This is a genomic window from Rhizobium leucaenae USDA 9039 (genome assembly GCF_000426285.1).
Classification (GTDB): Bacteria; Pseudomonadota; Alphaproteobacteria; order Rhizobiales; family Rhizobiaceae; genus Rhizobium; species Rhizobium leucaenae.
This window is the reverse complement of the sequence record NZ_AUFB01000002.1, coordinates 207,592-230,985: the sequence shown is the minus strand read 5'-3', so window position 1 is coordinate 230,985 and position 23,394 is coordinate 207,592. Positions and strand designations below refer to the sequence as shown.

Annotated in this window: 23 protein-coding genes; 15 read left to right on the top strand and 8 right to left on the bottom strand. The window is 60.8% G+C overall.

Annotated elements, in window-relative coordinates:
* Positions 1-145 precede the first annotated feature (145 nt).
* A complete protein-coding gene (locus tag K290_RS0103780; protein WP_028750641.1) occupies positions 146-1,204 on the top strand; it encodes a polysaccharide deacetylase family protein in 1,059 nt (352 codons plus the stop codon).
* Between the two features lie 4 nt (positions 1,205-1,208).
* Here K290_RS0103780 and pdxH read toward each other — a convergent pair whose 3' ends face one another.
* A complete protein-coding gene (gene pdxH, locus K290_RS0103775; protein WP_028750640.1) occupies positions 1,209-1,829 on the bottom strand; it encodes a pyridoxamine 5'-phosphate oxidase in 621 nt (206 codons plus the stop codon).
* A 63-nt stretch (positions 1,830-1,892) separates the two neighbouring features.
* Here pdxH and K290_RS0103770 point away from each other — a divergent pair, with 63 nt between their 5' ends.
* Positions 1,893-2,351, top strand: coding sequence for an RT0821/Lpp0805 family surface protein (locus tag K290_RS0103770; protein ID WP_028750639.1), 459 nt, complete (start codon positions 1,893-1,895; stop codon positions 2,349-2,351).
* 10 nt (positions 2,352-2,361) lie between these two features.
* On the opposite strand, the gene K290_RS33785 is transcribed toward K290_RS0103770, so the two are convergent.
* On the bottom strand, positions 2,362-3,885 hold the full coding sequence (locus K290_RS33785) for an HAL/PAL/TAL family ammonia-lyase (protein ID WP_037134880.1): 1,524 nt from the start codon (positions 3,883-3,885) through the stop codon (positions 2,362-2,364).
* Between the two features lie 30 nt (positions 3,886-3,915).
* Entirely contained in the window at positions 3,916-4,920 is a 1,005-nt protein-coding gene (locus tag K290_RS0103760; RefSeq protein WP_028750638.1) for an ornithine cyclodeaminase family protein, read from the bottom strand.
* Positions 4,921-5,276: 356 nt separating this feature from the next.
* Here K290_RS0103760 and K290_RS0103755 point away from each other — a divergent pair, with 356 nt between their 5' ends.
* From K290_RS0103755 to K290_RS0103745, 3 genes are all read left to right on the top strand, one after another.
* Entirely contained in the window at positions 5,277-6,437 is a 1,161-nt protein-coding gene (locus K290_RS0103755) for a DnaJ domain-containing protein (RefSeq protein WP_028750637.1), read from the top strand.
* A 122-nt stretch (positions 6,438-6,559) separates the two neighbouring features.
* Entirely contained in the window at positions 6,560-7,378 is an 819-nt protein-coding gene (gene fabI, locus K290_RS0103750) for an enoyl-ACP reductase FabI (RefSeq protein ID WP_028750636.1), read from the top strand.
* Positions 7,379-7,397: 19 nt separating this feature from the next.
* Positions 7,398-7,991, top strand: a complete 594-nt coding sequence (locus K290_RS0103745; protein ID WP_028750635.1) for a histidine phosphatase family protein — start codon at positions 7,398-7,400, stop codon at positions 7,989-7,991.
* A gap of 32 nt (positions 7,992-8,023) precedes the next feature.
* On the opposite strand, the gene K290_RS0103740 is transcribed toward K290_RS0103745, so the two are convergent.
* Entirely contained in the window at positions 8,024-8,284 is a 261-nt protein-coding gene (locus K290_RS0103740; protein ID WP_028750634.1) for a DUF1344 domain-containing protein, read from the bottom strand.
* A 300-nt stretch (positions 8,285-8,584) separates the two neighbouring features.
* Between K290_RS0103740 and aroC the strand changes: the two genes are divergently transcribed.
* A complete protein-coding gene (gene aroC / locus K290_RS0103735; protein WP_028750633.1) occupies positions 8,585-9,682 on the top strand; it encodes a chorismate synthase in 1,098 nt (365 codons plus the stop codon).
* A gap of 10 nt (positions 9,683-9,692) precedes the next feature.
* Positions 9,693-10,796 (top strand): 3,4-dihydroxy-2-butanone-4-phosphate synthase, encoded by a 1,104-nt coding sequence (gene ribB, locus K290_RS0103730; protein ID WP_028750632.1) that lies wholly within the window; start codon positions 9,693-9,695, stop codon positions 10,794-10,796.
* A 30-nt stretch (positions 10,797-10,826) separates the two neighbouring features.
* Here ribB and K290_RS0103725 read toward each other — a convergent pair whose 3' ends face one another.
* Complete coding sequence (locus K290_RS0103725; protein ID WP_028750631.1) at positions 10,827-12,017, bottom strand: winged helix-turn-helix domain-containing protein; 1,191 nt, start codon at positions 12,015-12,017, stop codon at positions 10,827-10,829.
* 108 nt (positions 12,018-12,125) lie between these two features.
* On the opposite strand from K290_RS0103725, the gene K290_RS0103720 reads away from it, so the two are divergent.
* Genes K290_RS0103720 through K290_RS0103710 form a run of 3 tightly spaced genes read left to right on the top strand, consistent with a single transcriptional unit; the run spans position 12,126 to position 13,997 of the window.
* Positions 12,126-12,803 (top strand): energy-coupling factor ABC transporter ATP-binding protein, encoded by a 678-nt coding sequence (locus tag K290_RS0103720; protein WP_028750630.1) that lies wholly within the window; start codon positions 12,126-12,128, stop codon positions 12,801-12,803.
* Positions 12,803-13,405 carry an energy-coupling factor transporter transmembrane component T family protein gene (locus K290_RS0103715; protein WP_028750629.1) on the top strand — a complete coding sequence of 201 codons (603 nt, stop codon included), beginning with the start codon at positions 12,803-12,805 and terminating at the stop codon, positions 13,403-13,405. Before K290_RS0103720 ends, K290_RS0103715 begins: the two co-directional genes overlap by 1 nt.
* A gap of 28 nt (positions 13,406-13,433) precedes the next feature.
* Positions 13,434-13,997, top strand: coding sequence for a biotin transporter BioY (locus K290_RS0103710; protein ID WP_028750628.1), 564 nt, complete (start codon positions 13,434-13,436; stop codon positions 13,995-13,997).
* A 77-nt stretch (positions 13,998-14,074) separates the two neighbouring features.
* Here K290_RS0103710 and K290_RS0103705 read toward each other — a convergent pair whose 3' ends face one another.
* Positions 14,075-14,476, bottom strand: a complete 402-nt coding sequence (locus tag K290_RS0103705; protein WP_028750627.1) for an acyl-CoA thioesterase — start codon at positions 14,474-14,476, stop codon at positions 14,075-14,077.
* Positions 14,477-14,643: 167 nt separating this feature from the next.
* Here K290_RS0103705 and K290_RS0103700 point away from each other — a divergent pair, with 167 nt between their 5' ends.
* From K290_RS0103700 to ppk2, 5 genes are all read left to right on the top strand, one after another.
* On the top strand, positions 14,644-15,585 hold the full coding sequence (locus tag K290_RS0103700; RefSeq protein ID WP_028750626.1) for a histone deacetylase family protein: 942 nt from the start codon (positions 14,644-14,646) through the stop codon (positions 15,583-15,585).
* 2 nt (positions 15,586-15,587) lie between these two features.
* The gene (locus K290_RS0103695; protein WP_028750625.1) at positions 15,588-15,839 is read left to right on the top strand and encodes an exodeoxyribonuclease VII small subunit; all 252 of its coding nucleotides are present in this window, start codon (positions 15,588-15,590) and stop codon (positions 15,837-15,839) included.
* A 73-nt stretch (positions 15,840-15,912) separates the two neighbouring features.
* Positions 15,913-16,836 (top strand): pirin family protein, encoded by a 924-nt coding sequence (locus K290_RS0103690; protein ID WP_028750624.1) that lies wholly within the window; start codon positions 15,913-15,915, stop codon positions 16,834-16,836.
* A 125-nt stretch (positions 16,837-16,961) separates the two neighbouring features.
* On the top strand, positions 16,962-18,878 hold the full coding sequence (gene dxs, locus K290_RS0103685) for a 1-deoxy-D-xylulose-5-phosphate synthase (protein WP_028750623.1): 1,917 nt from the start codon (positions 16,962-16,964) through the stop codon (positions 18,876-18,878).
* Between the two features lie 269 nt (positions 18,879-19,147).
* On the top strand, positions 19,148-20,068 hold the full coding sequence (gene ppk2, locus K290_RS0103680) for a polyphosphate kinase 2 (RefSeq protein ID WP_028750622.1): 921 nt from the start codon (positions 19,148-19,150) through the stop codon (positions 20,066-20,068).
* A gap of 159 nt (positions 20,069-20,227) precedes the next feature.
* Here the strand turns inward: ppk2 and K290_RS0103675 are convergent, their stop codons facing one another.
* Together K290_RS0103675 and K290_RS0103670 are read right to left on the bottom strand one after the other, a co-directional pair.
* Complete coding sequence (locus tag K290_RS0103675) at positions 20,228-22,165, bottom strand: methyl-accepting chemotaxis protein (RefSeq protein ID WP_028750621.1); 1,938 nt, start codon at positions 22,163-22,165, stop codon at positions 20,228-20,230.
* A 220-nt stretch (positions 22,166-22,385) separates the two neighbouring features.
* Positions 22,386-23,393 carry a DUF4424 domain-containing protein gene (locus K290_RS0103670; RefSeq protein WP_028750620.1) on the bottom strand — a complete coding sequence of 336 codons (1,008 nt, stop codon included), beginning with the start codon at positions 23,391-23,393 and terminating at the stop codon, positions 22,386-22,388.
* Between the last annotated feature and the right edge of the window lies 1 nt (position 23,394).

Genomic DNA, 23,394 nt, shown 5'->3' with positions numbered 1-23,394 from the left:
TATTGAGGCAACACCCTCGAGAGAATTCCTATTTTGCCTTTGCTGGTAAAATAACGGTTAACATATTGAAAAGATGGTGCGGATTCAGCAAGACTTAACGGCGGACGGGCTAAAGCATGGGCATTCGTCAACCGGGTCAATCCCCATGCAACAGGGCATCAGCATCCGTCTCAAGCGCGCTGTGATCTCCGGCGGGCTGGAAACCGCCGCAATTCTGAAAAATCTCGGCGTGATGCGCAACGTCGCCGGCCTCGGCGCCATCTTCACCCTGCATCATGTCCGCCCTCCCTCGCCCCGAACCTTTGCCCCGAATGCACATCTGGAAATTTCGCCCGAATTCCTCGATCGTGCAATCGCCCGATTGAAACGGGACGGTTACGATTTCATCTCGCTCGATGCGTTGCCGGACCGTATCGCAAGTGATCGCGACAAGCCACCCTTTGCTGCCTTCACACTCGACGACGGCAATCGCGACAATCTCGATTATGCGCTGCCGGTCTTTGCCCGCCACGGCGTCCCCTTCACGATCTTCGTCACCCAAGGCCTGTCGGAGCGGACGCACAGCATCTGGTGGGAAACATTGGCCGACCTGCTCGGTCGCTTGGATCGCCTGACGTTCGATTTCGGGATGGGCATGGAGAGTTTCGATCTTGACAAAACCGGCCAGCGGCAAGCCGTTTTTGCCCGCTTTGCCGCCTATGTTCACGCCCACGATGAGATGGAAGCCATTGGCCGGATCGACGAACTTGCCCGAATCAACGGTCTGGAGCCGCTCGATCTCGTGCGCTCAGCCATCATGGACCGCAAGGAATTAACGCAACTTAGCCGTCACCCCCTCGCTTCGCTCGGCGCCCATACGGTCAGCCACCGGGCGCTCGCTCGTCTTCCGGAAGCGGAAGCGGCAGCGGAAATGGCATTGTCGGCGGATTATGTTGCTGACATCATCGGCCACCGGCCGCTCGCCATCGCCTATCCCTACGGCACGGCTGATGCGGTCTCTCCGCGCGAAGCCCGGCTTGCGGCGGAACTTGGTTTTTCCGTTGGCGTGACGACCCGGCCTGGGACGATCGCAACGGCGAGCGCCGCCGCCCTCGCCCATCTGCCGCGGCTATCGTTGAACGGTCACTACCAGAAGGCCCGATATGCCTCGGCGCTTGCCTCCGGCATCCCCATGCGGCTGATGGGGCGCCGGGCATCGGCATAATTGGTCACGGATACATCCGCACCTTTTCCCAGGCGCCCTCCGGCACGTCGCGGCGGAACTCGACGCGGTCGTGCAGGCGGAACTGGCGGTCATGCCAGAACTCGATCGACAGCGGCCGGATGCGGAAGCCGGACCAATAGGAAGGGCGCGGAATATCGCCGATGGCATAGCGGGCGGTATATTCGGCAACTGCCTTTTCCAGGGCGAAGCGGCCCTCGAGCGGACGCGACTGCTTCGATGCCCAGGCGCCGATTCGGCTGCCACGGGCACGCGTCTTGAAATAGTCGTCGGCCTCCCTGTCGCTCACCACGTCGACCAGGCCGCGGAGCCTGACCTGCCGGCGCAGCGACTTCCAATGGAAGCACATCGCCGCTTTCTTTTGGGAAAGTATTTCTTGGCCTTTCTGGCTCTCGAAATTTGTATAGAATACGAATCCTTGGCTATCGAAACCCTTCAGAAGAACCATGCGGACATTTGGCAATCCATCCTTATCAACCGTTGCCAAGGCAACCGCATTCGGATCGTTCGGCTCGTTGGCTTCAGCATCGCGCAGCCAGGCAGCGAAAAGCGCGAAGGGCTCGTTCTGTTCGGTGAAGTCACCGCTTGTTAACTCGTTTTCCGACATATTAGCTCAAATTCTCCGCATTTCCTAAAAATCGCCAGCCCCAACACTGGCCAAGATACTCGGGTGGAAGTCATAGCAAAGTCGACGGTTCATACAAAGCGCAAGCTTGCAAAAGGCGCGACGATGGCGATTGCCATTCTCTCCCTTTTCTCCCTTGGCGGCTGCGTCGGCGGCGGCATGGACATGCTGAGTTCGGTGAAGGTGGATCGGAGCGTTTCGACCGGCACCATTCCGACCAGTCCTGTGACGACGGACAGCGTTTCGGACGAGACCACCGTGCGCAATGCCGTGACTTCGGCGGACCTCAACAAGCTGAACGGCCAGCCCGTGCCTTGGGCGAACGCCTCGACCGGCAGTGCCGGCGTCATCGATACCATCGTCGAAAACAACGCCTCGGGACAGGTCTGCCGCCAGTTCCGCACCACCCGCCATTCCTATGAGGGCATCGCCAATTTCTTCGGCAAGACCTGCCTTATCGGCCAGGGAGAATGGCAATTGCTGAGCTTCCAGCAGGCCGGCTGACGACCGCGTCTTATGCCATGGCCAAAAGCGGGCCGATCAGCGTGCCCGCAGCAATGCAATCGGCGAGCGCGTAGATATCGTTGCTGGGCGAACGGTCCACCTCAAGCGGCGGCACGGTGGAGCGGACGGTGGCAAACAGCGTCGCAGTTCCTTCACCCAACTTTATTGGACCGCGCAGATCGATGGCGCGAGCGGCTACAATCAGTTCGATCGCGGTCAGGTGCCGCAGCTTCTCAACCAGCCGTCCGGTCTTGTCGATCACCGACATGGCGAGCGATGCATAATCTTCGACGCGGTCGGCGACCGGCGTCACCCCAAAGGGCATGGGCATCGCCAGATGGCCAATTTCCGCCGTCAGTGCCGCAACGGGCTTTTGCAGCGCGCCAAAACCGTTGGCGCCGGCACCCTGAGGGGCGAGGAAACGCGGCAGATCGGAGAAGCTCGGCGATAGCAGCTTCATGATCCGCTCGGCTGTCATCGCGGCAAGACGGGCGAGCGCCAGCCCCAGCGTGTCGAAAGCCAGCACCATGTGGGTCGGATCGAAATTGCCCGTCGGCAACACGATATCTTCATCGGCAAGAACCGACGGGTTGTCGTCACTGGAGCGCAACTCCAGCTCGACAGCAGTCCACGCCGCCCTCAGCGCCTGAAGTGCGGCGCCGGAGACGGATGGCACACAGCGAAGGCTGAGCGGATCCTGAACGCGCCGTGCGGCCCCTTGTTTCGTCAGATCGCCCCCTTCGAGCAGCGAGCGCAGCGCTGCCGCGACGTCGCCCTGGCCGGGGCCAGGCCGCAAGCGAATCGCCAGCGGATCCAGCGGATCGAGGCTGGCGCGAAATCCTTCATAAGACAGCGCTGCCGCACCGACATGTGCGTCGAAAATGCGCCTGATATCCTGTAGCAGCAGGCAGGCAAGGCCGACGGAAGCGGCGTTGGACGAGATCAGCGACAGCCCATCCTTGATGCCGAAGGATGGCTGCGCAAGACCGGCGGCCGCCAAGGCTTCGGCGCCGGAGACCTCGCGGCCGTCCGGCAGAATGGCTCTCCCCTCCCCGGCTAATACCAAGGCGATGTGCGCAAGCGGCGGAAGATCCGCCTCGCCGATCGATCCGGTCATTGGCACCTTCGGATAAACGGCGCGATTGAGCATGCCGGCAAGCGCTTGCGCCACCTCGGGCGACACGCCCGAATAGCCGCGGCAGAAACGGGCCAAGCGCGCCGCCATCATGGCGCGGACCTCGTCCGATTCGCCAAAGCGCCCGACGCCGACAGCACGGGGGCGTGGAATAAGGTGTTGTCCGGAGTCCTTCGTAGGATCGAGGCGCGTATCGACGGCGGCGCCCAAGCCGGTGCTGACCCCATAGATTGCCTTGCCCTCGCCGGCGTGACGGATGAGACAGGCATAGGCGGCTTCGATGCCGGCGAGCGCATCGGCAGCGATCGTCACCTCGGCGCTGTTGCGGGCGACAGCATAAATCGCATCGATATCCGCGCCGGACGCATCGAAGATCACGCTTTTAACGTCAGCACCCATCCATCCGTCCGTTTCTCAAACCATCCGTTTTCAGGCGAAGCGCAGACGCTGGCCGATATTCATCCGCTTCGCCTTGTCGACCATGGCAGCCCCAAGCGCGACGTCGGTTGTGCTGAGGCCGCGATGCCAGAAGAGAATTGTCTCGTCGTCGCTTTCGCGGCCGGGCCGCGCACCGCAGACGATCTGGCCGATTTCCGCATGCAGCGTTTCCGCCGTCACCTTGCCCTCATCGACATGCCGGCGCAATGCGCCATAGGGGCGGCCGGGACCGCACTGGCCCCAATCGTCGACGACGACCTTATCCATGATGTCGGTCATATCGAATTCCAGTGCGCTCATCGTGCCATAGGGAACGACGAAGGCGCCCTTCTTGACCCAGGCGGTCTTGAAGAGCGGCGTCGGCTCCGGCAGACGACTGGCCTCGATCATGATATCGGCGTCCTTCAGGCAGTCTTCCCAATTGTCGTTGACGATGATCTTCTTGCCGAGATCCTTTTCCAATCGCGCGGCGAAGGCGTCGCGGCTTTCCGGCCGGCGGGAATGGACGCGGATTTCCTCGAAATCGAAGAGGTGATCGAGCAGGCGGACATTCCAATAGGAGGTGCCGCGGGCGCCGATATGGCCAAGCACCCTGCTGTCCTTGCGGGCGAGATGGCGGGCACCGATGGCGGTCACCGCGCCGGTGCGCATATCGGTGATCGCCGTGGCGTCGATGATCGCCTTCGGGATGCCGGTGCGCGGGTCGAAAAGATTGAGCACGGCCATTTCAGAAGGAAGGCCCTGCTTGTAGTTATCGACGAAATCGCCGACCACTTTGACACCGGCATAGTCGAGCGGCTTCACATAGCCGCGCAGCACGTTGAAATGGCCCTTGTCGGAGCTTTCCGGCACGAGATGAACGCGCGGTTCGATCACCGTTTCGCCGCGTCCCTGCGCGTCCAGCGCCCTGCTGACGGCATCGAGGATTTCGTCGTTGGTCAGCGCCAGCGCCTTGGTGTCAATGGCGTTCAGATAGTCGATCCAAATTTCCTGCATGAAATCCTGACCCCTCCGCTTGTCGCTATGCTCGCCTTATCATGAAACGATTTGTCTATACTTATTGTCAAGGCAAATCCTGCGCGGAAGCTCTGCGCTAGTCTTAGCGGGGCGTGGCATCCCGGGCGATGTCTCGCATCCAGGCTTAGCGAATGGCTAACCATTGCGGCAGGTCGAAGCCTCGCGTGCAGTCCGCCATAACAACTGATTAGCAACTGCTCCCGCAAGGTCACACCATATGCGCGTCAACCATTCTCGCTTCCGGGGAGCAGGGAATGCGGCGCGATCCATATGGTTTTCTTCTTTTGGGGTGCCACAACGAGGCCGGGCACACCTTCAAAACGGTGGTTATAATGATGCGCGATCCTTACAAGGTGCTTGGCGTAAAGAGGGATGCTGGGGCAGACGAAATCAAGGCGGCTTGGCGCAACCTCGCCAAGGCCGTGCATCCCGACCATAACATTGGCGATCCCACGGCAACGGAGCGCTTTGCCGAGATCGGCCGCGCCTATGAAACGCTCAAGGACCCGCAGAAGCGCAGCCGCTACGACCAGGTGGCCCGCATGGCCGAAGCGAAGGGCCAAAGCACCGAGCAGACCATCATGCAGCAACGTCAGGCAGCCCGCGAAGCCGCGGAGCGTGCCAAGGCCGCGCGCGCCAACGCCGAAAAGATCATGGAAGAGCTTGCCCGCGCCAATGCCCAGAAGGCGCAGAAGGCTGCCGCAGCAGCCAACCCGCAGGCTTCCGGAAGCGAGTCACCCGAGGATATGGTCGAGCGCATTTTCGGTGCCAAGGCCGCCCGCACCGCACCGAACCAGGCGGAGACGGCCGCCAGTGCGGGGGAGCCGGAAAAACAGCGCGAACAGAATAGCGGCGAGACCGAAGAGACCTTTGCCGAAGAGGAGCAACTCGCAACGGGTACCGGCCCGGCCGTCTTCCGTTCGCGCTTCGGCATTCTAGGCTCGCTTGTGCGCCGTATTACAGGCGGTAGTCAGGATAAGGCGCCGGAGAAGACGCCCGAGATCGCGGCCGAAGCGACCGTCACCCTCGATGACATGCTGAAGGGAAACTGGGTTGCCGTACCGCTTTCCGATGGACGGGAGGCGCGCTTTCAGGCGACGACGGATATCAGCAACGGCCAGGTCGTGCATCTGAAGGGCCAGGGGCTGAAATTGCCGGGCATGCTGCGAGGCGATGTCGCGATCACCATCCATCTCTCCACCGACAGCCGCTTCACCCTTAAGGGTCTCGACGTCCACACCACACTTCCCGTGACCATCGAAAATGCGGTGCTCGGTTATGAGACAACGGTCGAGGGATTGAACGGTCCGGTCAAGCTTACGGTCCCGCCCTGGTCCGGTTCGGATCAGGTCATCCGAATCTCCGATCAGGGACTACCGGACGGGCACGGCGGAAAAGGCAATCTCGTGGTGGAATTGCGCTTGATGCTGTGGGAAAAACCGGATGACAAAGTCACCGATTTGATGCGCAGCATGCGCGAAGGGCTTTTTCTGTGAAATTTCAGTGACAACCGCACCCTTTGTTACGATCCCTAACAGTTGATGATCTTTCCAATGCTTGAACAGGGGATCGGCCTATGCCATAGGCAGGATCATTCGAAAGTTCAAGGGAGCAGAATATGGCTCAAGCCACTGGCCTCATGGCAGGCAAGCGCGGCGTCATCCTCGGCGTTGCAAACAACCGTTCCATAGCGTGGGGTATTGCCAAGGCCTGTTCGGAAGCCGGTGCCGAAATCGCGTTGACGTGGCAGGGCGACGCTTTGAAGAAGCGCGTCGAGCCGCTCGCCCAGGAACTCGGCGCCTTCATGGCCGGCCATTGCGATGTTACGGAACTGGCAACGATCGATGCCGTCATCGACACGCTGGAAGCGAAATGGGGCAAGATCGATTTCGTCGTGCATGCCATCGCCTTCTCCGACAAGGATGAGCTGACTGGACGCTATGTCGACACCAGCCGCGATAATTTCGCGCGCACGATGGACATCTCCGTCTATTCGCTGATCGCGGTCGCCCAGCGCGCCGAGCGCATAATGAACGATGGCGGTTCGATCATCACGCTGACCTATTATGGCGCGGAAAAGGTCATGCCGAATTACAACGTCATGGGCGTTGCCAAGGCTGCTCTCGAAGCGAGCGTGCGTTACCTCGCCGTTGATCTCGGCGGCCGCGGCATCCGCGTCAACGCCATTTCCGCGGGTCCGATCAAGACGCTCGCCGCCGCCGGCATCGGCGACTTCCGCTACATCCTGAAGTGGAACGAATATAACGCGCCGCTGAAGCGCACGGTGTCGATTGACGAAGTCGGCAGCTCCGCGCTTTATCTCCTCTCCGATCTTTCCACGGCCGTCACCGGCGAAGTGCATCATGTCGATTCGGGCTATCACGCCATCGGCATGAAGGCAGTGGATGCGCCCGACATCGCTGTCGTCAAGGATTGATCAACAGGAAGCCTGAACCGTGCCGCCTCTCTATGTGATACGCCACGGTCAGACGGACTGGAATGCCGAGCGCCGGCTGCAGGGACAGAAAGATATCGATCTCAACGCCATCGGCCGCGCGCAAGCGCGGCAGAATGGTGTTGAGCTGGCCGAAATCCTCGCTTTCGAAAACCAGCCTTTCGACTTTGTCGCAAGCCCGCTCAGGCGTACCCGCGAGACCATGGAGATTGCGCGCGAAGCCATGGGCCTGCCGCCGAAGGATTATCGCACCGACGAGCGGCTGGTCGAAGTTTCCTTCGGCGCCTGGGAAGGGTTCACACTTAAGGAATTGAAGGCGACTCAGGCCGAACGCCTCGCCGAGCGCAATGCCGGCAAGTGGGACTTCATCCCGCCCGGAGAGGATGCGGAGAGCTACGAGATTCTCTCCTGGCGCGTCGGCTCCTGGCTGACGTCGGTCGATCGGCCGACCGTCTGCGTCACCCACGGCGGCGTCATCCGCTCGCTGTTCCGGCTGATCGCCGATATCTCGAAAGAGGATGCCGCCGACGCGGAAATTCCGCAGGATCGTATCTTGAAAGTCGATCCGGAGATAAAAATCATCGGCTGGATTTGAACGCCGCCAGCCGAGCTTATATTTTTCGATCCCTACTGCACGATGTCGAGATCGTTGATGACGCGCTTGCCGTCGACCTCGGTATAGAAGACGACGACCTTGACGCCTGCTTTCAGGCCGGTGAAATCGAAGTCCTGCGGCGCTTGATAACTCTTGCCATCATCCAGCGTGATGCTGAAATTCTTCTCGTCGACCTTCTTGATCGTCGCCTCCACGTCAGCGCTTTCGGCAAAACCGGCGACGGGGGCGAGAAAACTTGCCGTGGCCAGAAGCGTCGCAACAAAGAAGCGCATCGGGAGTACCCTTTTGATCTCAATATCGGTGCTAAATTTGATTGGCCTTAGGTAACGCTTTGAATATGGCGGAAGTTGCCCGCAACAATGGCTTTCATCGCCCAATTGATGAATGTATTTTCACGATCCACAGCATGACTTAATCTTCGTTTACCATATGGGCACTGGCAGGCTCGGGGTGCGCGGACTCATCCCGGAAAGAAAGATTTGCCTCGGCAGCTTTTTGGCCTATGAGTGTGCCGCAATTCCAAGAGATAAAGGCGCGGCCGCCGCCGGGCCGCAGCAATCCGGTCGTTTCCCATGTCGCACAATACATTCGGTCATCTCTTCCGCGTCACCACCTGGGGCGAAAGCCATGGGCCGGCCCTCGGCTGCGTCGTCGACGGCTGCCCTCCGGGGCTGCGTTTCAAGCTTGAGGACATTCAGGTCTGGCTGGACAAGCGCAAGCCCGGTCAGTCGCGTTTCGTGACGCAGCGCCGCGAAGACGATCTCGTCAAGGTGCTGTCCGGCGTGATGCTGGACGAGGACGGCGAGACGATGATTGCGACCGGCACGCCGATCTCGATGCTGATCGAAAACACAGACCAGCGCTCCAAGGATTATGGCGAGATCGCGCGCCGCTATCGCCCTGGCCACGCCGACTATACCTATGATGTCAAATACGGCATCCGCGACTATCGCGGCGGCGGCCGTTCGTCTGCCCGCGAGACGGCAGCGCGCGTCGCTGCAGGCGGCATTGCCCGTCTCGTGGTACCCGGCGTCACCGTGCGCGGCGCGCTGGTGCAGATCGGCAAGCATAAGATCAACCGCGCCAATTGGGACTGGGCGCAGGTCGATCAAAACCCGTTCTTCTCGCCGGATCCAGAGATGGTGCCGGTGTGGGAGGAATATCTCGACGGCATTCGCAAGGCCGGCTCTTCGATCGGCGCCGTCGTCGAAGTCGTTGCCGAGGGTGTGCCCGCCGGGCTCGGCGCACCGATCTACGGCAAGCTGGATCAGGATATCGCCTCGTTGCTGATGTCGATCAATGCTGTCAAGGGCGTCGAAATCGGTGACGGCTTTGCCTCCGCCGAGCTGACCGGCGAGGAAAATGCCGATGCGATGCGCATGGGCAATGACGGCAACCGCATTTTCCTGTCCAACCATGCCGGAGGCATTCTGGGCGGCATTTCCACCGGCGAGCCCGTCATCGCCCGCTTCGCCATCAAGCCGACCTCGTCGATCCTGACGGAACGCCAGTCGATCGATGCCGATGGCAACAACGTCGATGTGCGCACCAAGGGCCGGCATGACCCCTGTGTCGGCATTCGCGCCGTGCCCATCGGCGAGGCGATGGTTGCCTGCGCCATTGCCGATCATTACCTTAGGGATCGCGGCCAGACCGGCCGGCTGAAGTAAGGACGTTTTCATGCCCTATGACCAGAAGCGTGTCGTCGAAGCCATCCGAGCTTTCGAGGCCGGCGAGATCGTCGTTGTCATGGACGATAACGACCGCGAGAACGAAGGCGACCTGATCGTCGCCGCTGTCCATTGCACGCCAGAGAAGATGGCCTTCATTGTCCGCCACACGTCTGGAATCGTCTGCACGCCGATGCCGCGCGAAGAGGCTAAACGCCTAAACCTCAACGCCATGGTGGCGGAAAACGATTCGGCCCATACCACCGCATTTACCGTTTCGGTCGACTTCAAGCACGGCACGACGACGGGCATTTCCGCCGACGACCGCACGCTGACGGTGCGCAATCTCGCCAACCCAAATGTCGGCCCGACGGACTTCGTTCGCCCAGGCCATATCTTCCCACTGGTCTCCCGCGAAGGCGGCGTGCTGATGCGCTCCGGCCATACCGAAGCCGCCGTCGATCTCTGCAGGCTCGCCGGCCTGCCGCCGATCGGCGTCATCAGCGAGCTCGTCAATGACGACGGCACCGTGACGCGTGGCCAGCAGGTGGTGGAATTCGCCGAGCAGAACGGGCTGAAGCTAATCTCCGTCGCCGACCTCATCGCCTATCGACAGCGCAAGGAGACGCTGATCGAACTCGGCGACAGCTTCGATATCGAAACGCCGTTCGGCAAGGCGCGCGCCCATACCTATTCGCTGCCATGGGACCCGATGCAGCACCTCGCCGTCGTGTTCGGCGATATCCGCGACGGCATCGACATTCCGGTGCGCCTGCATCCCGAAAGCGTGGCCGAGGACCTGTTCGGCAAGCGCCGACCGGTGGACTTCTATATGAAGAAGATTGCCGATGAGGGCCGCGGCATCATCGTTTATCTCCGGGAAGGTTCCGTGGGCGTCGGCCATTTCGATAATGGCCGCAAATCCCGCCAGGCCGGCCATGAGACCCATGCCGAGGCGCAGGCGCGCGATAGCGAATGGCTGGAAATCGGCCTTGGCGCGCAGATCCTGAAAGATCTCGGCGTCAGCTCGATCAAGCTGCTGACCAGCCGCGAGCGGCACTATGTCGGCCTCGAAGGGTTTGGCATCCAAATTAGCCAGACCGAGATTTGCTGATTCTTCCTTCTCTCCGGCGGAGAGAAGGTCTTATCCGCGCCACCCGTCCAGAAATACCACCTTCTCCACCCCGGTAAAGCGCGCCACCCGGTCCAGTTCGGCTTCCAATTTTTCCAGCCGTCCGGCGGATGCCCGGACACCGGGCTCCAGCCAGAGGCGTTTGACGTCGAGCGTGCCCACCTTGCGGTCGGCTTTCATATCAATCCGGCCGATCAGCCGGTCTCCTTCCAGGAGCGGAAAAACGTAATAGCCATATTCGCGCTTCGGCTCCGGCACGAAAACCTCGATGCGGTAGAAGAAGCCGAAGAGGCGTTCGGTGCGGTTGCGGTCGCGTATCGTCGGATCGAAGGGGCTGAGGACGCGTATGCGGGCCGGCGCTTCGGGGAAGCTGTCGAGCGTCGATGGGAAATCGACGAAGGCGAAGGAAGGGCGTGGCTTGCCGTCCATGGCGGGCTCGATCAGGATTTCCGTCAGTTCCGCGCGGTGCGCCTCGACCCAGGTCTTTGCCTCCTGCGGCGTCACCAAGCCCCAGAAGGCGGCAATTTCGCCTGACGTGGCGAATCCCAGGCGTTGCAGAGCGCTACGGCAAGCCCAATCGACGAATTCGTCATGGCCGACTTCGGGCGCGTGGAATTTTTCCGGCAATACGCGCTCGACGAGATCGTAGATCTTTTGGAAATTGGAGCGACCGGCGATCGCGAATTTGCCGGTGCGCCAGAAATATTCGAGCGCAGTCTTGTTCGGATGCCAGTTCCACCAGCCGCCGGAGGTATGATTTTCATCTTTGATCTCACGGGCGGTGATGGCACCGTTTTTCAAGACGCGCTCATAGGTCTCGTCAAAAGCGGCTTCGAACCCCTCCCCCCGCCATTTGCGCCAGCGCTCGACGATCGCCAGTTCCTCGCGACGGAATCGGTGCTTCCAATAGACGAAGAAGGCGCTCGGCAGGATGGAGGCATCATGTGTCCAGTTTTCAAACAGTGAGCCATCCTTTTCAAGCAACTCGGTCAGATGCTCGCGCCGATAGGTCTGGTTGCGGGAAAACAAAATCTGGTGGTGCGCCCGCTCCACCGTCGAGATGCTGTCGACCTGCACGAAGCCGATATCGTGGATCAGTTGCAGCAGCCCGGCCTTGGTCAAGACCCGGTTCGGCGGGTTGGAAAGCCCCTGCTTGGCGAGGAAGACACGGCGGGCGTCGCGGTTTGAAAGCAGATTCGTCATGCTAAGATCATAGGCATAAATTCCCATGCTTTCAAACAGGCGTTGATTTGATAATTCGTTGCGATGGGCTATAGGACCGCGATACCACAGGGGAACAGGGCCAGCAGCTTGGATATCCGCTTCGATAATGCCGGCGTGAATTTCGGTGCGCGGCTTGCGCTTTCGCCGCTCAGCCTGACGCTGAGCGAGCGGCGCATCGGCGTGATCGGGCTCAATGGCTCGGGCAAGACAACATTCGCACGGCTGATCAACGGGCTCGCCAAGCCGACGACCGGCCGGGTCACCGTCAACGGCCTCGACACCGTTGCCGACGCAAAATCCGTGCTCGGCAAGGTCGGCTATATCTTCCAGTCGCCGCAGAACCAGATCATCCTGCCAATCATTCGCGACGATATCGCTTTCGGCCTCAAGGCGCGCGGACTCGGCAAGAGCGACATCGAGGCGGCAGTAGACGGCATTCTCGACCGGTTCAGTGTCCGCCACCTGGCAGAAAGGCGCGCGCATGAACTTTCCGGCGGCGAGCTGCAGATGGCTGCTCTCTGTTCCGTGCTCGTCACCGGGCCTGACATCCTCATCCTCGACGAACCAACCAATCAGCTCGATCTCAAGAACAGGGCGCTTGTGCAGAAAACCATTGCCGGCCTGCCGGAACATGTCATCGTCATCAGCCATGACCTGCCTTTGATAGAGGATTTCGATCGCGTGCTGTTGTTCGATCAAGGTCGCTTGATCGCCGACGCGCCTCCGGCCGAAGCCATCGCGCGCTACAGGGAGTTCGCCGCCTGATGCAGACGCTGCATGTCGACGCCAATACGTGGATGCACCGGATCGGGCCGCGTCTCAAGCTCGGCACGCTGGCGGCTCTCGGCCTTCTCTTGTTCCTGACGGACAATCTCGCGCTGCTCGGCCTCGCCGTCGCCATCGGCGCCCTCCTCTATTTCAGCATCGGGTTGCCGGTGAGCGAAGCGCTGAAGCGGCTGCGGCCGGTCATTCTGACCATTGTCGTCGTGGCGCTGTTCAGCCTCATCTTCAATCCTATCCATGTCGCCGTCGTCACCGTATTGCGGCTGACCGCGCTCGTCCTTTTCGCGGCCGTGGTGACGGCAACGACATCGATCGCCGCTTTCATCGACGAGATTACGGCGCTTGCTGCGCCATTGGAAAAGGCCGGCCTGCTGAAGGCTGCCGATATTGGTCTTGCGGTGGGCCTTGTCGTGCGCTTCGTTCCGGAAATTCTCGACCGTTACCGCGCCATACGAGAGGCTCATGAGGCGCGCGGGATCAAAATCCGCCTCACGACGACGCTGGTGCCGCTGATCATCCTGACGCTGCGCGATGCCGATAATATCGCGGCTGCGATTGACGCCCGCGGCATTCGGCGGCATTGAAAAGACGCTGTTTTCGAATGGAGCCGTCATGACCACCCGCGACCTCGTCCTCTCTGCGCTTTTTGCCGCCATCATCGTGGCGCTCGGCTTGCTGCCGCCGATTTCGATCGGCATCATTCCGGTGCCGATCACTGCGCAGTCGCTCGGCGTGATGCTTGCGGGCGTAGTACTTGGCGCGAAGCGCGGTACAATTGCGGTGTTGATCGTCGTCCTGCTGGTGGCGATCGGCCTGCCGGTGCTGTCAGGCGGACGCGGCGGCCTTGCCGTCTTCGCCGGTCCGACAGCCGGCTTCTTTATCGGCTGGATCTTCGCCGCCTACGTCACCGGTTATCTTTCCGAACGGCTGGTGAAGGGCGAGCAGTCGGGCCCTGCCCAGGGCATCGGCTTCTTCACCGCTTCCGTAATCGGCGGCGTCGTGGTTCTCTACGCTTTCGGCATTGCCTGGCTTGCAATCGCGGCCAATCTCGGTTTCAGCAAAGCATTCTTGGGGTCGATGGGCTTCGTTCCCGGCGATCTCGTCAAGGCTGCCGTCGCTGCCCTTGTCGGCCGCGCCGTCATGGTCGGCTATCCCCTCTTGCCGCAGCGGAGCTGAGCATGATCCCAAACGGAAGGACCGCGAAGCAAGGAAGGCGACGGGGTTTACGGAAAGGATTTTGATCGACCAGAAGGTCAATCCAGATACTTGTAGAGCCAGTCGCGGGTATCTTCGGGCAGCGGCACGGGATCGTGTTCCTCGCCGCGCACGGCGAGCCAGAGGATTTCCACCTCAGCCGCCAGCTCATTGCCGGTTTCGACCATGACCATGAAGCCGATCGACTTGCCGCCGATCTTGTTGACGCTGACCGAAAAGCGGGCGAGATCGTCATAGCGCAGCGCCCTGTGCAGCGCGCACGAGGCCTTGGTGGCAATGTAGACCGGTTCGTCGCTCACCAGCGGCCGGGCGCGCCAAAAATTCGACAACGCCGTTTCCGCCTGGGAGATGTAGGAGGCGATGAACATATGCCCCTGCCTGTCGACATCGCGAGGCGGTATTCGCATCTCGATGACATCAGATCGTTCGATACCCATCATAACGCAAAACCTCGGCTGGCGCGGCTTGCACCTTAATGAAAGCTTAACATCGCGCCTCAAGAAGTAAACGGTCGGTAGCTCAACGTGGTTAAGATGGATTGTTGACATTGTGGTGATACTGCCCATGTCCGGTAGCAGATGTCATATCTCGTCTGTAGATTGGTTTCATGAGCACACGTCTTTACGAGCACCCGATTTTTCTGGAACACCTTACCCCGCCGGGTCATCCGGAAAGGCCCGACCGGCTGCGGTCTTTGAATATCGCGTTGGAGCATCCGAACTTCGAGAGGTTGGACCGGCGCAAGGCGCCGCTCGCCCATGAGGACGCGGTGCTGCTTGCCCATCCGGAAGAGCACCTGACTTTCGTCCTGCGCTCGATCCCCGACGGGGGTGACGAGGACGAGATCAACCAGCTCGAAGCCGATACCTATGCCAGCCCGAAGACGTTGCAGGCGATCATGCATGGCGTCGGGGGAGCCATGGCGGCAGTCGACGATGTGTTCTCGGGCGCGGCCGACAATGTCTTCGTTGCGGCCCGTCCTCCCGGCCACCACGCCGAGAAGAACAAGGCGATGGGCTTCTGCTTCTTCAACAATGTGGCGATCGCCGCCCGCCATGCGCAGAAAGCCCATGGAGCCGAGCGCGTTGCCATCGTCGATTGGGACGTGCATCACGGCAACGGCACGCAGGACATCTTCTGGGACGATCCCTCGGTACTTTTCTGCTCCACGCACCAAATGCCTCTTTATCCCGGCACCGGCAAAAAGGACGAGCGCGGCACGCATAATACCATCGTGAACGCGCCGCTTTCGCCCAATACCGGTGGCGACCATTTCCGCGAGGCCTTCAAATCGCGCGTGCTGCCGGCGCTCGACGATTTCCGCCCCGACCTCATCATCATCTCGGCCGGCTTCGACGCCCATCATCGCGATCCCCTGGCGCAATTGAATCTCACCGGTGAGGATTTCGACTGGGCGACCGGGCGTATCCTGGAAGCCGCCGACCGCAGCGCCAAGAACCGGGTCGTCAGCCTGCTCGAAGGCGGCTATGATCTGGAAGGCCTCGCCGAATCGGCGGGCCTGCATATTCTGCGTATGATGAAGGGTTGATGATGAGCGAAAGCGCTAAAGTGGATGTCTCCGGCTATTCATTCGAAAAGGCCGTGGCGGAGCTTGAAAGCATCGTCGCGCGGCTGGAACGCGGCGACGTAGCGCTGGATGAATCCATCGCCATTTACGAACGCGGCGAAGCGCTGAAAAAGCATTGCGAGACTCTGCTCTCGGCAGCGGAGAACCGCATCGAGAAGATCAGGCTCGACCGCGCCGGCAAGCCTCAGGGCACGGAGCCGCTGGACGGGCAGTAGGGCTTACGCGCGCAAAATTTGAGTTTCCGACATATTGCCGTTAGGTTGCTTTCAACCGAATGGAGCGCTCGTCATGTCCTTCTTCCCTGGAAAAGATCCGCTGCCCGGCGATGTCTTCGCCTGCGACGCGATCGAGCATCTCATCATTCCGCGCACCAGCGATCTCGGCGGCTTCTTCGTGCGACGGGCACTTCCGAGCAGCCGGCGTCGGCTGGTGGGACCGTTCATCTTTTTCGATCGCATGGGTCCGGCGGTGCTGCGACCCGGCGAAGCGCTGGATGTCAGGCCGCATCCGCATATCGGCCTGTCGACCGTCACCTATCTCTTCGACGGCGAAATCCGCCATATGGATAGTCTCGGCACGGAAAAGGTCATTCGTCCCGGCGATATAAACCTGATGACGGCAGGGCGCGGTATCGTGCATTCCGAGCGCACGCCGGACAATCTGCGCGGTCATCCGCTGGCGATGTCCGGGCTGCAAACCTGGCTCGCCCTACCGGACGACAAGGAAGAGATTGATCCGGCCTTTACCCATACTGAAAAGAGCGATCTGCCGCTGATCAACGACGGCCGGGCGACCGGCCGCGTGGTCATCGGCAGCTTCGAGGGCGTGACCTCGCCGGTAAAATCCTTCTCCGACACGCTCTATGTCGATCTTCAGCTTCAGCCCGGCGTGAAGTTCCCGTTCGGTGCAGGACATGAGGAACGTGCGGTCTATATTCTCTCCGGCTCGTTGATCGTTGCGGGCGACCGTTTCGAGCAGGATCAGCTTCTTGTCTTCCGCCCCGGCGATGCCATTACCCTGGAGACGGCTGAGAAAGGCTGTCATCTTATGCTTTTTGGGGGTGCGGCGCTCAATTCGAAGCGCTATATCTGGTGGAATTTCGTGTCTTCTTCCAAGGAACGCATCGAAAAGGCCAAGGAAGAATGGCGCACCGGCCGTTTCGACATCGTGCCGGGAGACGAGGAAGAGTTTATTCCTTTGCCGGAAAGCTAACGGGTTCATAACAATGCCAAATGTTTCTTGTTCAGGCAGTCCTTGAATTCGTCACCTTCTGACGCAATCTGTTTTGACATAAAGGCGGGCCGCCGCCCAAGAATAGCAAGAAAGAGGCTTCAGCCTTGACACACATGCCAGAGACGCCCCTGCTGGACCAGGTCCACTATCCTTCCGACCTGCGAAAGCTGGAGGACCGGGATTTGCCGCAACTCGCCCGCGAACTTCGCAACGAGATGATCGATGCGGTATCGCGCACGGGTGGACATCTCGGCGCCGGCCTTGGCGTCGTCGAACTCACCATCGCCATCCACAATGTCTTCAATACGCCGAACGACCGTCTGATCTTCGACGTCGGCCATCAATGTTATCCGCACAAGATCCTGACCGGCCGGCGCGACCGTATCCGAACGCTGCGCCAGGAGGATGGACTTTCCGGCTTCACCCGCCGCGCGGAGAGCGAATACGATCCCTTCGGCGCTGCGCATTCCTCAACGTCGATCTCCGCCGGTCTCGGCATGGCGGTGGCGGCCGAACTCGACAAGACCGACCGCCGCGTCATTGCGGTCATCGGCGACGGCGCGATGTCGGCCGGCATGGCCTATGAGGCGCTGAACAATGCCGGCGCGCTCGACGCCCGGCTGATCGTCATCCTCAATGACAACGACATGTCGATCGCTCCGCCGACCGGGGCCATGAGCGCCTATCTCGCGCGCCTCGCCTCCGGCCGCACCTATATGGGCTTCCGCGATTTCGGCAAGAAGCTGACCGCCTATCTCGGCAAGAATGTCGACCGCGCCATTACCCGCGCCGTGGAGCATGCACGGGGCTATGTCACCGGCGGGACAATGTTCGAGGAGATGGGTTTCTACCATATCGGCCCGATCGACGGTCATTCCTTCGACCATCTGCTTCCGGTGCTGCGCAATGTGCGGGACCATGCGCAGGGGCCGGTCCTGATCCATGTGGTGACGCAGAAGGGCAAGGGCTATCCGCCCGCCGAAGCGGCTGCCGATAAATATCACGGCGTCAACAAATTCGACGTCATCACGGGTGCGCAGGCCAAGGTGAAACCGAACGCACCGAGCTATACCAGCGTCTTCGCCGATGCCCTCGTGCAGGAAGCGATGCTGGACGAGAAGATCGTCGGCATTACCGCAGCCATGCCAAACGGCACCGGCCTCGACAAGCTGCAGGAATTTTTCCCGGCCCGCTGTTTCGACGTCGGTATCGCCGAGCAGCATGCGGTCACTTTCGCGGCGGGCCTCGCCGCCGAGGGTTTCAAGCCGTTCGCGGCCCTCTATTCGACCTTCCTGCAGCGCGCCTATGACCAGGTGGTGCATGATGTCGCGATCCAGGGCCTGCCGGTGCGCTTCCCGATCGACCGCGCCGGCTTCGTCGGCGCCGACGGGCCAACGCATGCCGGCTCCTTCGATACGGCCTTCCTCGCCACCCTGCCCGGCTTCGTGGTCATGGCAGCTGCCGACGAGGCGGAGCTGAAGCATATGGTGCGCACGGCCGCCGCCTATGATCTTGGCCCGATCTCCTTCCGCTACCCACGCGGCGAAGGCGTGGGCATCGAGCTGCCGGAACGCGGCGAAATTCTCCAGATCGGCAAGGGCCGCATCGTCAAGCAGGGATCAAAGGTGGCGCTGCTGTCCTTCGGCACACGGCTCGCCGACAGTCTCGCCGCTGCCGAAGATCTCGACGCTGCCGGCCTGCCGACAACGGTTGCCGATGCTCGCTTCGCCAAACCGCTGGACCATGATCTCATTCGCCAGCTCGCCAGCCATCACGAGGTGCTGATCACCATCGAGGAAGGCTCCGTCGGCGGCTTCGGCAGCCAGGTCATGCAGTTCCTCGCCACCGAAGGCCTGCTCGACAATGGCCTGAAAATCCGCACGCTGGTCATGCCCGACATCTGGATGGAGCAGGCCAAGCCCGAAGTCATGAACGCCAAGGCCGGCCTCGACCGCGCCGGCATCGTACAGACGGTGTTCAAGGCGCTGGGCCGCAGCCGGATTATCGAGGTCGCCGGTTAAGCTCGGCTAAACTCGCGATCGATCTACCATTTGTCCGGGAGTCGAGCTCCCGGCACATCATGTGATGTGCCTATTGGGGTCGGCTTGGATCTCCTGGGCGCTATCTGGCGTTCTGCGTGCTTTACCTTCCGTCTTGCCGCAATCATTCATCCAACTGTCATGAACAAAGCGGAATTTGCAGCAATGCAGGAACGGGCATGTTTTCGTTTTTAGGAGCGATCATGCCCTCGACTGTTATCGTGAGCTGCCATCGATAAGCGGAGAGAACCTTGATCAATCCAGACAACGAACACGAGCATTCCGATTGGCTCGAAGCGGAATTGGCCGATACGCTAGACGAAGACTACGAATTGGAACTTTCGGAACCGGCTCTCTCCGAAGAGATCCGAAAGATCTACCAGAAGGCGCATCCGGCTGCGATGCCGCGCATCGACTACTTCCGCGCCTTGCTGTCGCTGCAAGCCGAACTGATCAAGCTGCAGGATTGGGTGACCTATCACAAGGAGAAGGTCGTCGTGATCTTCGAGGGTCGTGATTCGGCGGGCAAAGGTGGGGCCATCAAGCGGATCACCCAGCGGCTCAACCCACGCGTTGCTAGAGTCGTCGCGCTACCGGCGCCATCCGACCGCGAAAAGACGCAATGGTATTTCCAGCGCTACGTGCCCCATCTGCCGGCAGGCGGCGAGATCGTTCTTTTCGACCGGTCTTGGTACAATCGCTCCGGTGTCGAGCGTGTGATGGGCTTTGCGACGGAAGACCAGGTCGAACAGTTCTTCAACGACGTGCCCGAGTTCGAACGCATGCTGGTTCGCTCCGGGATCCGGCTCGTGAAATACTGGTTTTCGATCACCGACGAAGAGCAGCAGCTTCGCTTCCTCGTGCGCATCCACGATCCCCTGAAGCAGTGGAAGCTGTCGCCGATGGATCTGCAATCCCGCGTGCGCTGGGAGGCCTATACGAAGGCCAAGGAAGAAACCTTTGCGCGCACGAATATTCCGGAAGCGCCCTGGCATATCGTCGAAGGCAACGACAAGAAGCGCGCCCGCCTGAACTGCATGGATCATCTGCTCAAGCAAATTCCCTATGAGGACGTGCCTCACGAGGACATCACCCTACCGGAGCGGATCTTCAATCCCAACTACGAGCGCAAAGTCCTGCCGCCGGGGCTTTATGTTCCATCCAAGTATTAAGGAGCGTAGCGCGAGCCATGGGTCATAACCACCTTGGCAGTTGCCGCTAACTAGGATCTGTCTCGCCTTGAAATAAGCGAGACAGCTCATCCTTAAAATGCCCGAGCCCCCGATGCTCGGAAAAAGCATCAGGGGCTCGGCGTCAGCAAGACGCCTTACTCAAAATTCCTCCCACTCATCCTGGGCAACCGCCGCCGCAGTGGCCTTGCCGCTGAACGCCTTGGCGACCGTGCGACCCAATGCCCTCGCCGGGGAAGCGGCCGGCCGCGACTGGGCGGTAGCGGCTGCGGGACGCTTGGATTCGCGTGGCATATCATTCAGGCGGAACTGGTGCAGGAGTTCGTTGAGGGAGGCTGCCTCGCGCGCAAGTGCGTGGCTCGCCGCCGTCTGTTCCTCGACCATGGCGGCGTTCTGCTGCGTGCCCTGGTCCATGTTGTTGACGGCGGTGTTGATCTCCTGCAGGCCCGTCGACTGTTCGCGGGTGGCGATGACGATGGCGCCGACGTGGCGGTTGATCTCCTGCACTTCCGAAACGATCAGTTCCAGCGCCTTGCCGGTCTCCCCGACCAGCGAGACGCCGGTGTTGACCTGATCGCTCGACGTGTTGATCAGCGCCTTGATTTCCTTGGCGGCGTTGGCGGAACGCTGTGCCAGTTCGCGGACTTCCTGGGCGACGACCGCAAAACCCTTGCCTGCATCACCGGCGCGGGCAGCTTCGACGCCGGCATTGAGAGCCAGAAGGTTGGTCTGGAAAGCAATGTCGTCGATGACGCTGATGATGTTGCTGATCTCGCCCGAGGACTTTTCGATCTGCTGCATGGCGGAGACCGCCTTGCGCACGACATCCCCTGATTTCTCAGCGCCCTGACGGGCGCGTTCGACGAGATGGCCGACATCTTCGGCACGCTTGGCCGAATCGCGAACCGTCGTCGTCACCTGCTCGAGGGCTGCTGCCGTCTCTTCGACGGCGGCGGCCTGCTGCTCCGTGCGGCGGGCAAGATCATCGGCAGCCGAGCGAATTTCGCCGGCGCCTGCATTGATCGCCGAGGCATTGCGGCCGACCGACTGCAGGGCGGCCTCCAGCTTTTCGACGGCATTGTTGAAGTCGGCGCGAACAGCGTCGAACTGCGGCGCGAAGGCGCGGTCGAGGCGCGCGGCGACGTTGCCGGAGGCAAGGGCTGCAAGTCCGCCGGCCAATCCCTCCATCGCGAAGCGGATCTCGCCCTCTTCGCGGGCCTTCTGCTCATCGCTCATCTGACGCTGACGCTCGGCATCGCCGCGCATGCGGTCGGTTTCGCCCGCAAGACGCAGCTTCTCGATCGCGGCATCCTTGAAGACGAGGACGGCATCGGCCATGCGGCCGACTTCATCGCCACGGCCGATGGCCGGTACCTCGATATTGTGCTCGCCGCCGGCGAGACGGCCCATGGCCGCGGTCATGCCGACGATCGGGCGAACGATGGTGCGTGCGAGGAGCCAGGCAAGCACGGCAGCGGCCAGCGAGGCGATGATACCGCCGGCGATCAGCGTCATGCGTAGATCGCTGTTCGCTTCGTCCTGGGTGGCTGACAAGGCAGCAGCCTTGGCGCGGGCAGCCTGCTTGATCTTGGCGGCCGCCTCACGGAAGCCATCGAGCTGGCCCTTCGTCTCGTTCTGGCCGATCTTGACGATCTGGTCCAGCGGCATCTCAGTTTCCTTGCGCGCCTTCATCTGCGGCTCGGCGAGCTGGTGGAAATAGAGGTCTGCTGCCTTCTGCATGCCGTCAATCGCCGAAAGCAGATCGGGCTCGTTGGCGGCAACCGCTTTGGCAGCCGCCATGCTTTTCAGCATGCGATCGCGATTGGTGCCGACGTCGCCATAGGTGCTATCGCTGCGCAGCAGCAGGAAGCCGCGCAAATTGACGGCCTGTTCCAGCATGGCCTGCAGAGAATCGTCGATCAGATTGACGAGCTCCTGCGATTTCACCTGTTCGGCGGCGGCCCCGGTCGATACTTCTTCCTTGGCGTAAACGAATGCCGAAACGCAGGCGAAGAGAGCGATAAGTGCGGCAAAGGTGATGGCGAGTTTGCCATTCAAAGAAAGGTTCTTCGCAAACATGGGCGAGCGCCTCCTGAGCGCTGGTCCTAGCAAACAACGACGATACCGCTCGGAGAGCGCGGCCGGATGCTCGAAAATTCAGGGAAGAGGCATGATTGGGCGCGAAAGGCGCAAAGCCGTCATGGCAGGCGATTATCCCTGAAGAAGACAATCGCAATCCTCTGCATAAGTAAATGCTACCGCTTTAAAATCATTTAACTCCGTGCGGCGCAGTAAAAGCCTAATTCCGAGGTACTGCGTTGAGGATCAGAATATCGAGGTCATGCTTAGGAGAGAAATCCTCCGCTGTCATCTGGAAGGTCGTGGGGCCGGTCTTTTTGACGCCGCTGCCGCAGAAACTAATGTAATTATCCGGGCTGCCTTTATCGACGGTTAGCTGGAAATGCTTGATCGGACCGGACCAGTTGGCGCCTGTGCTCAAAACATAGGAAATCCAGCTTTCGGTATAGCCGCGGCCGCCCTTGTCGGCGGCGGCGGACAGTTTGCCGGCGGTTTTGACGAAGGCGTCGTCCATGCAATATTTCGTCCGATAAGTCTTGAGCTGCTCCTTCTTGTAGTCATCATCGCCGGCGAAGGTGATGGCGACCGTGCCGCCAACGCTCGGCTTGTAGCGGTGCTGGACGCTGATCTTGGCGCCGGCCGGAAACTTGGTGCGCCACCAATAGGTGGTGTGCAGGGTCCACATCGGCGTCGGATGATGCTTCATGCCCTGGCCGTCATCATCATATTCGTCATGCGTAATGAGGCCCCGCGCCGTCCAGTCCTCGATCACGTCAGGCGGCAGCTTCGCAACCGCGTTGAACGCGGCTGAGCCGAGCGGTCGCAGTGGAATATTGTGCGCCTTCAGCTCCGCCGTCATATCGATACCGGCGACTGTCACGTTCTGCTGGAGAGTCGGCGTGATCGGTTTGCCGTCCTGCATGACGGTGAAATCGAGGAAGTTGTCGGCATCGGCGTCCTCGATGGCGACCGTGCTATCGAGAACGCCCTCGATATCCGGCATGGGGAAGGCGACGACGCTTTCGACATCCTTGTCCGAGGTGTTCTCGAAGATGTAATCGACCTTCACCTCCGTCGGAGAAATGAAGAGCTTTTCGTCCTCCATGCTGATATCGCCGGTGCGGACATAGGCGAGGCCGCCGGTCTTGAGTTCAGCCATGCTATCATTCGCCAAGGCCGGCATAGCAATCATCGCCATAGCCGCCACATAGCCACACATCCCCCGCATT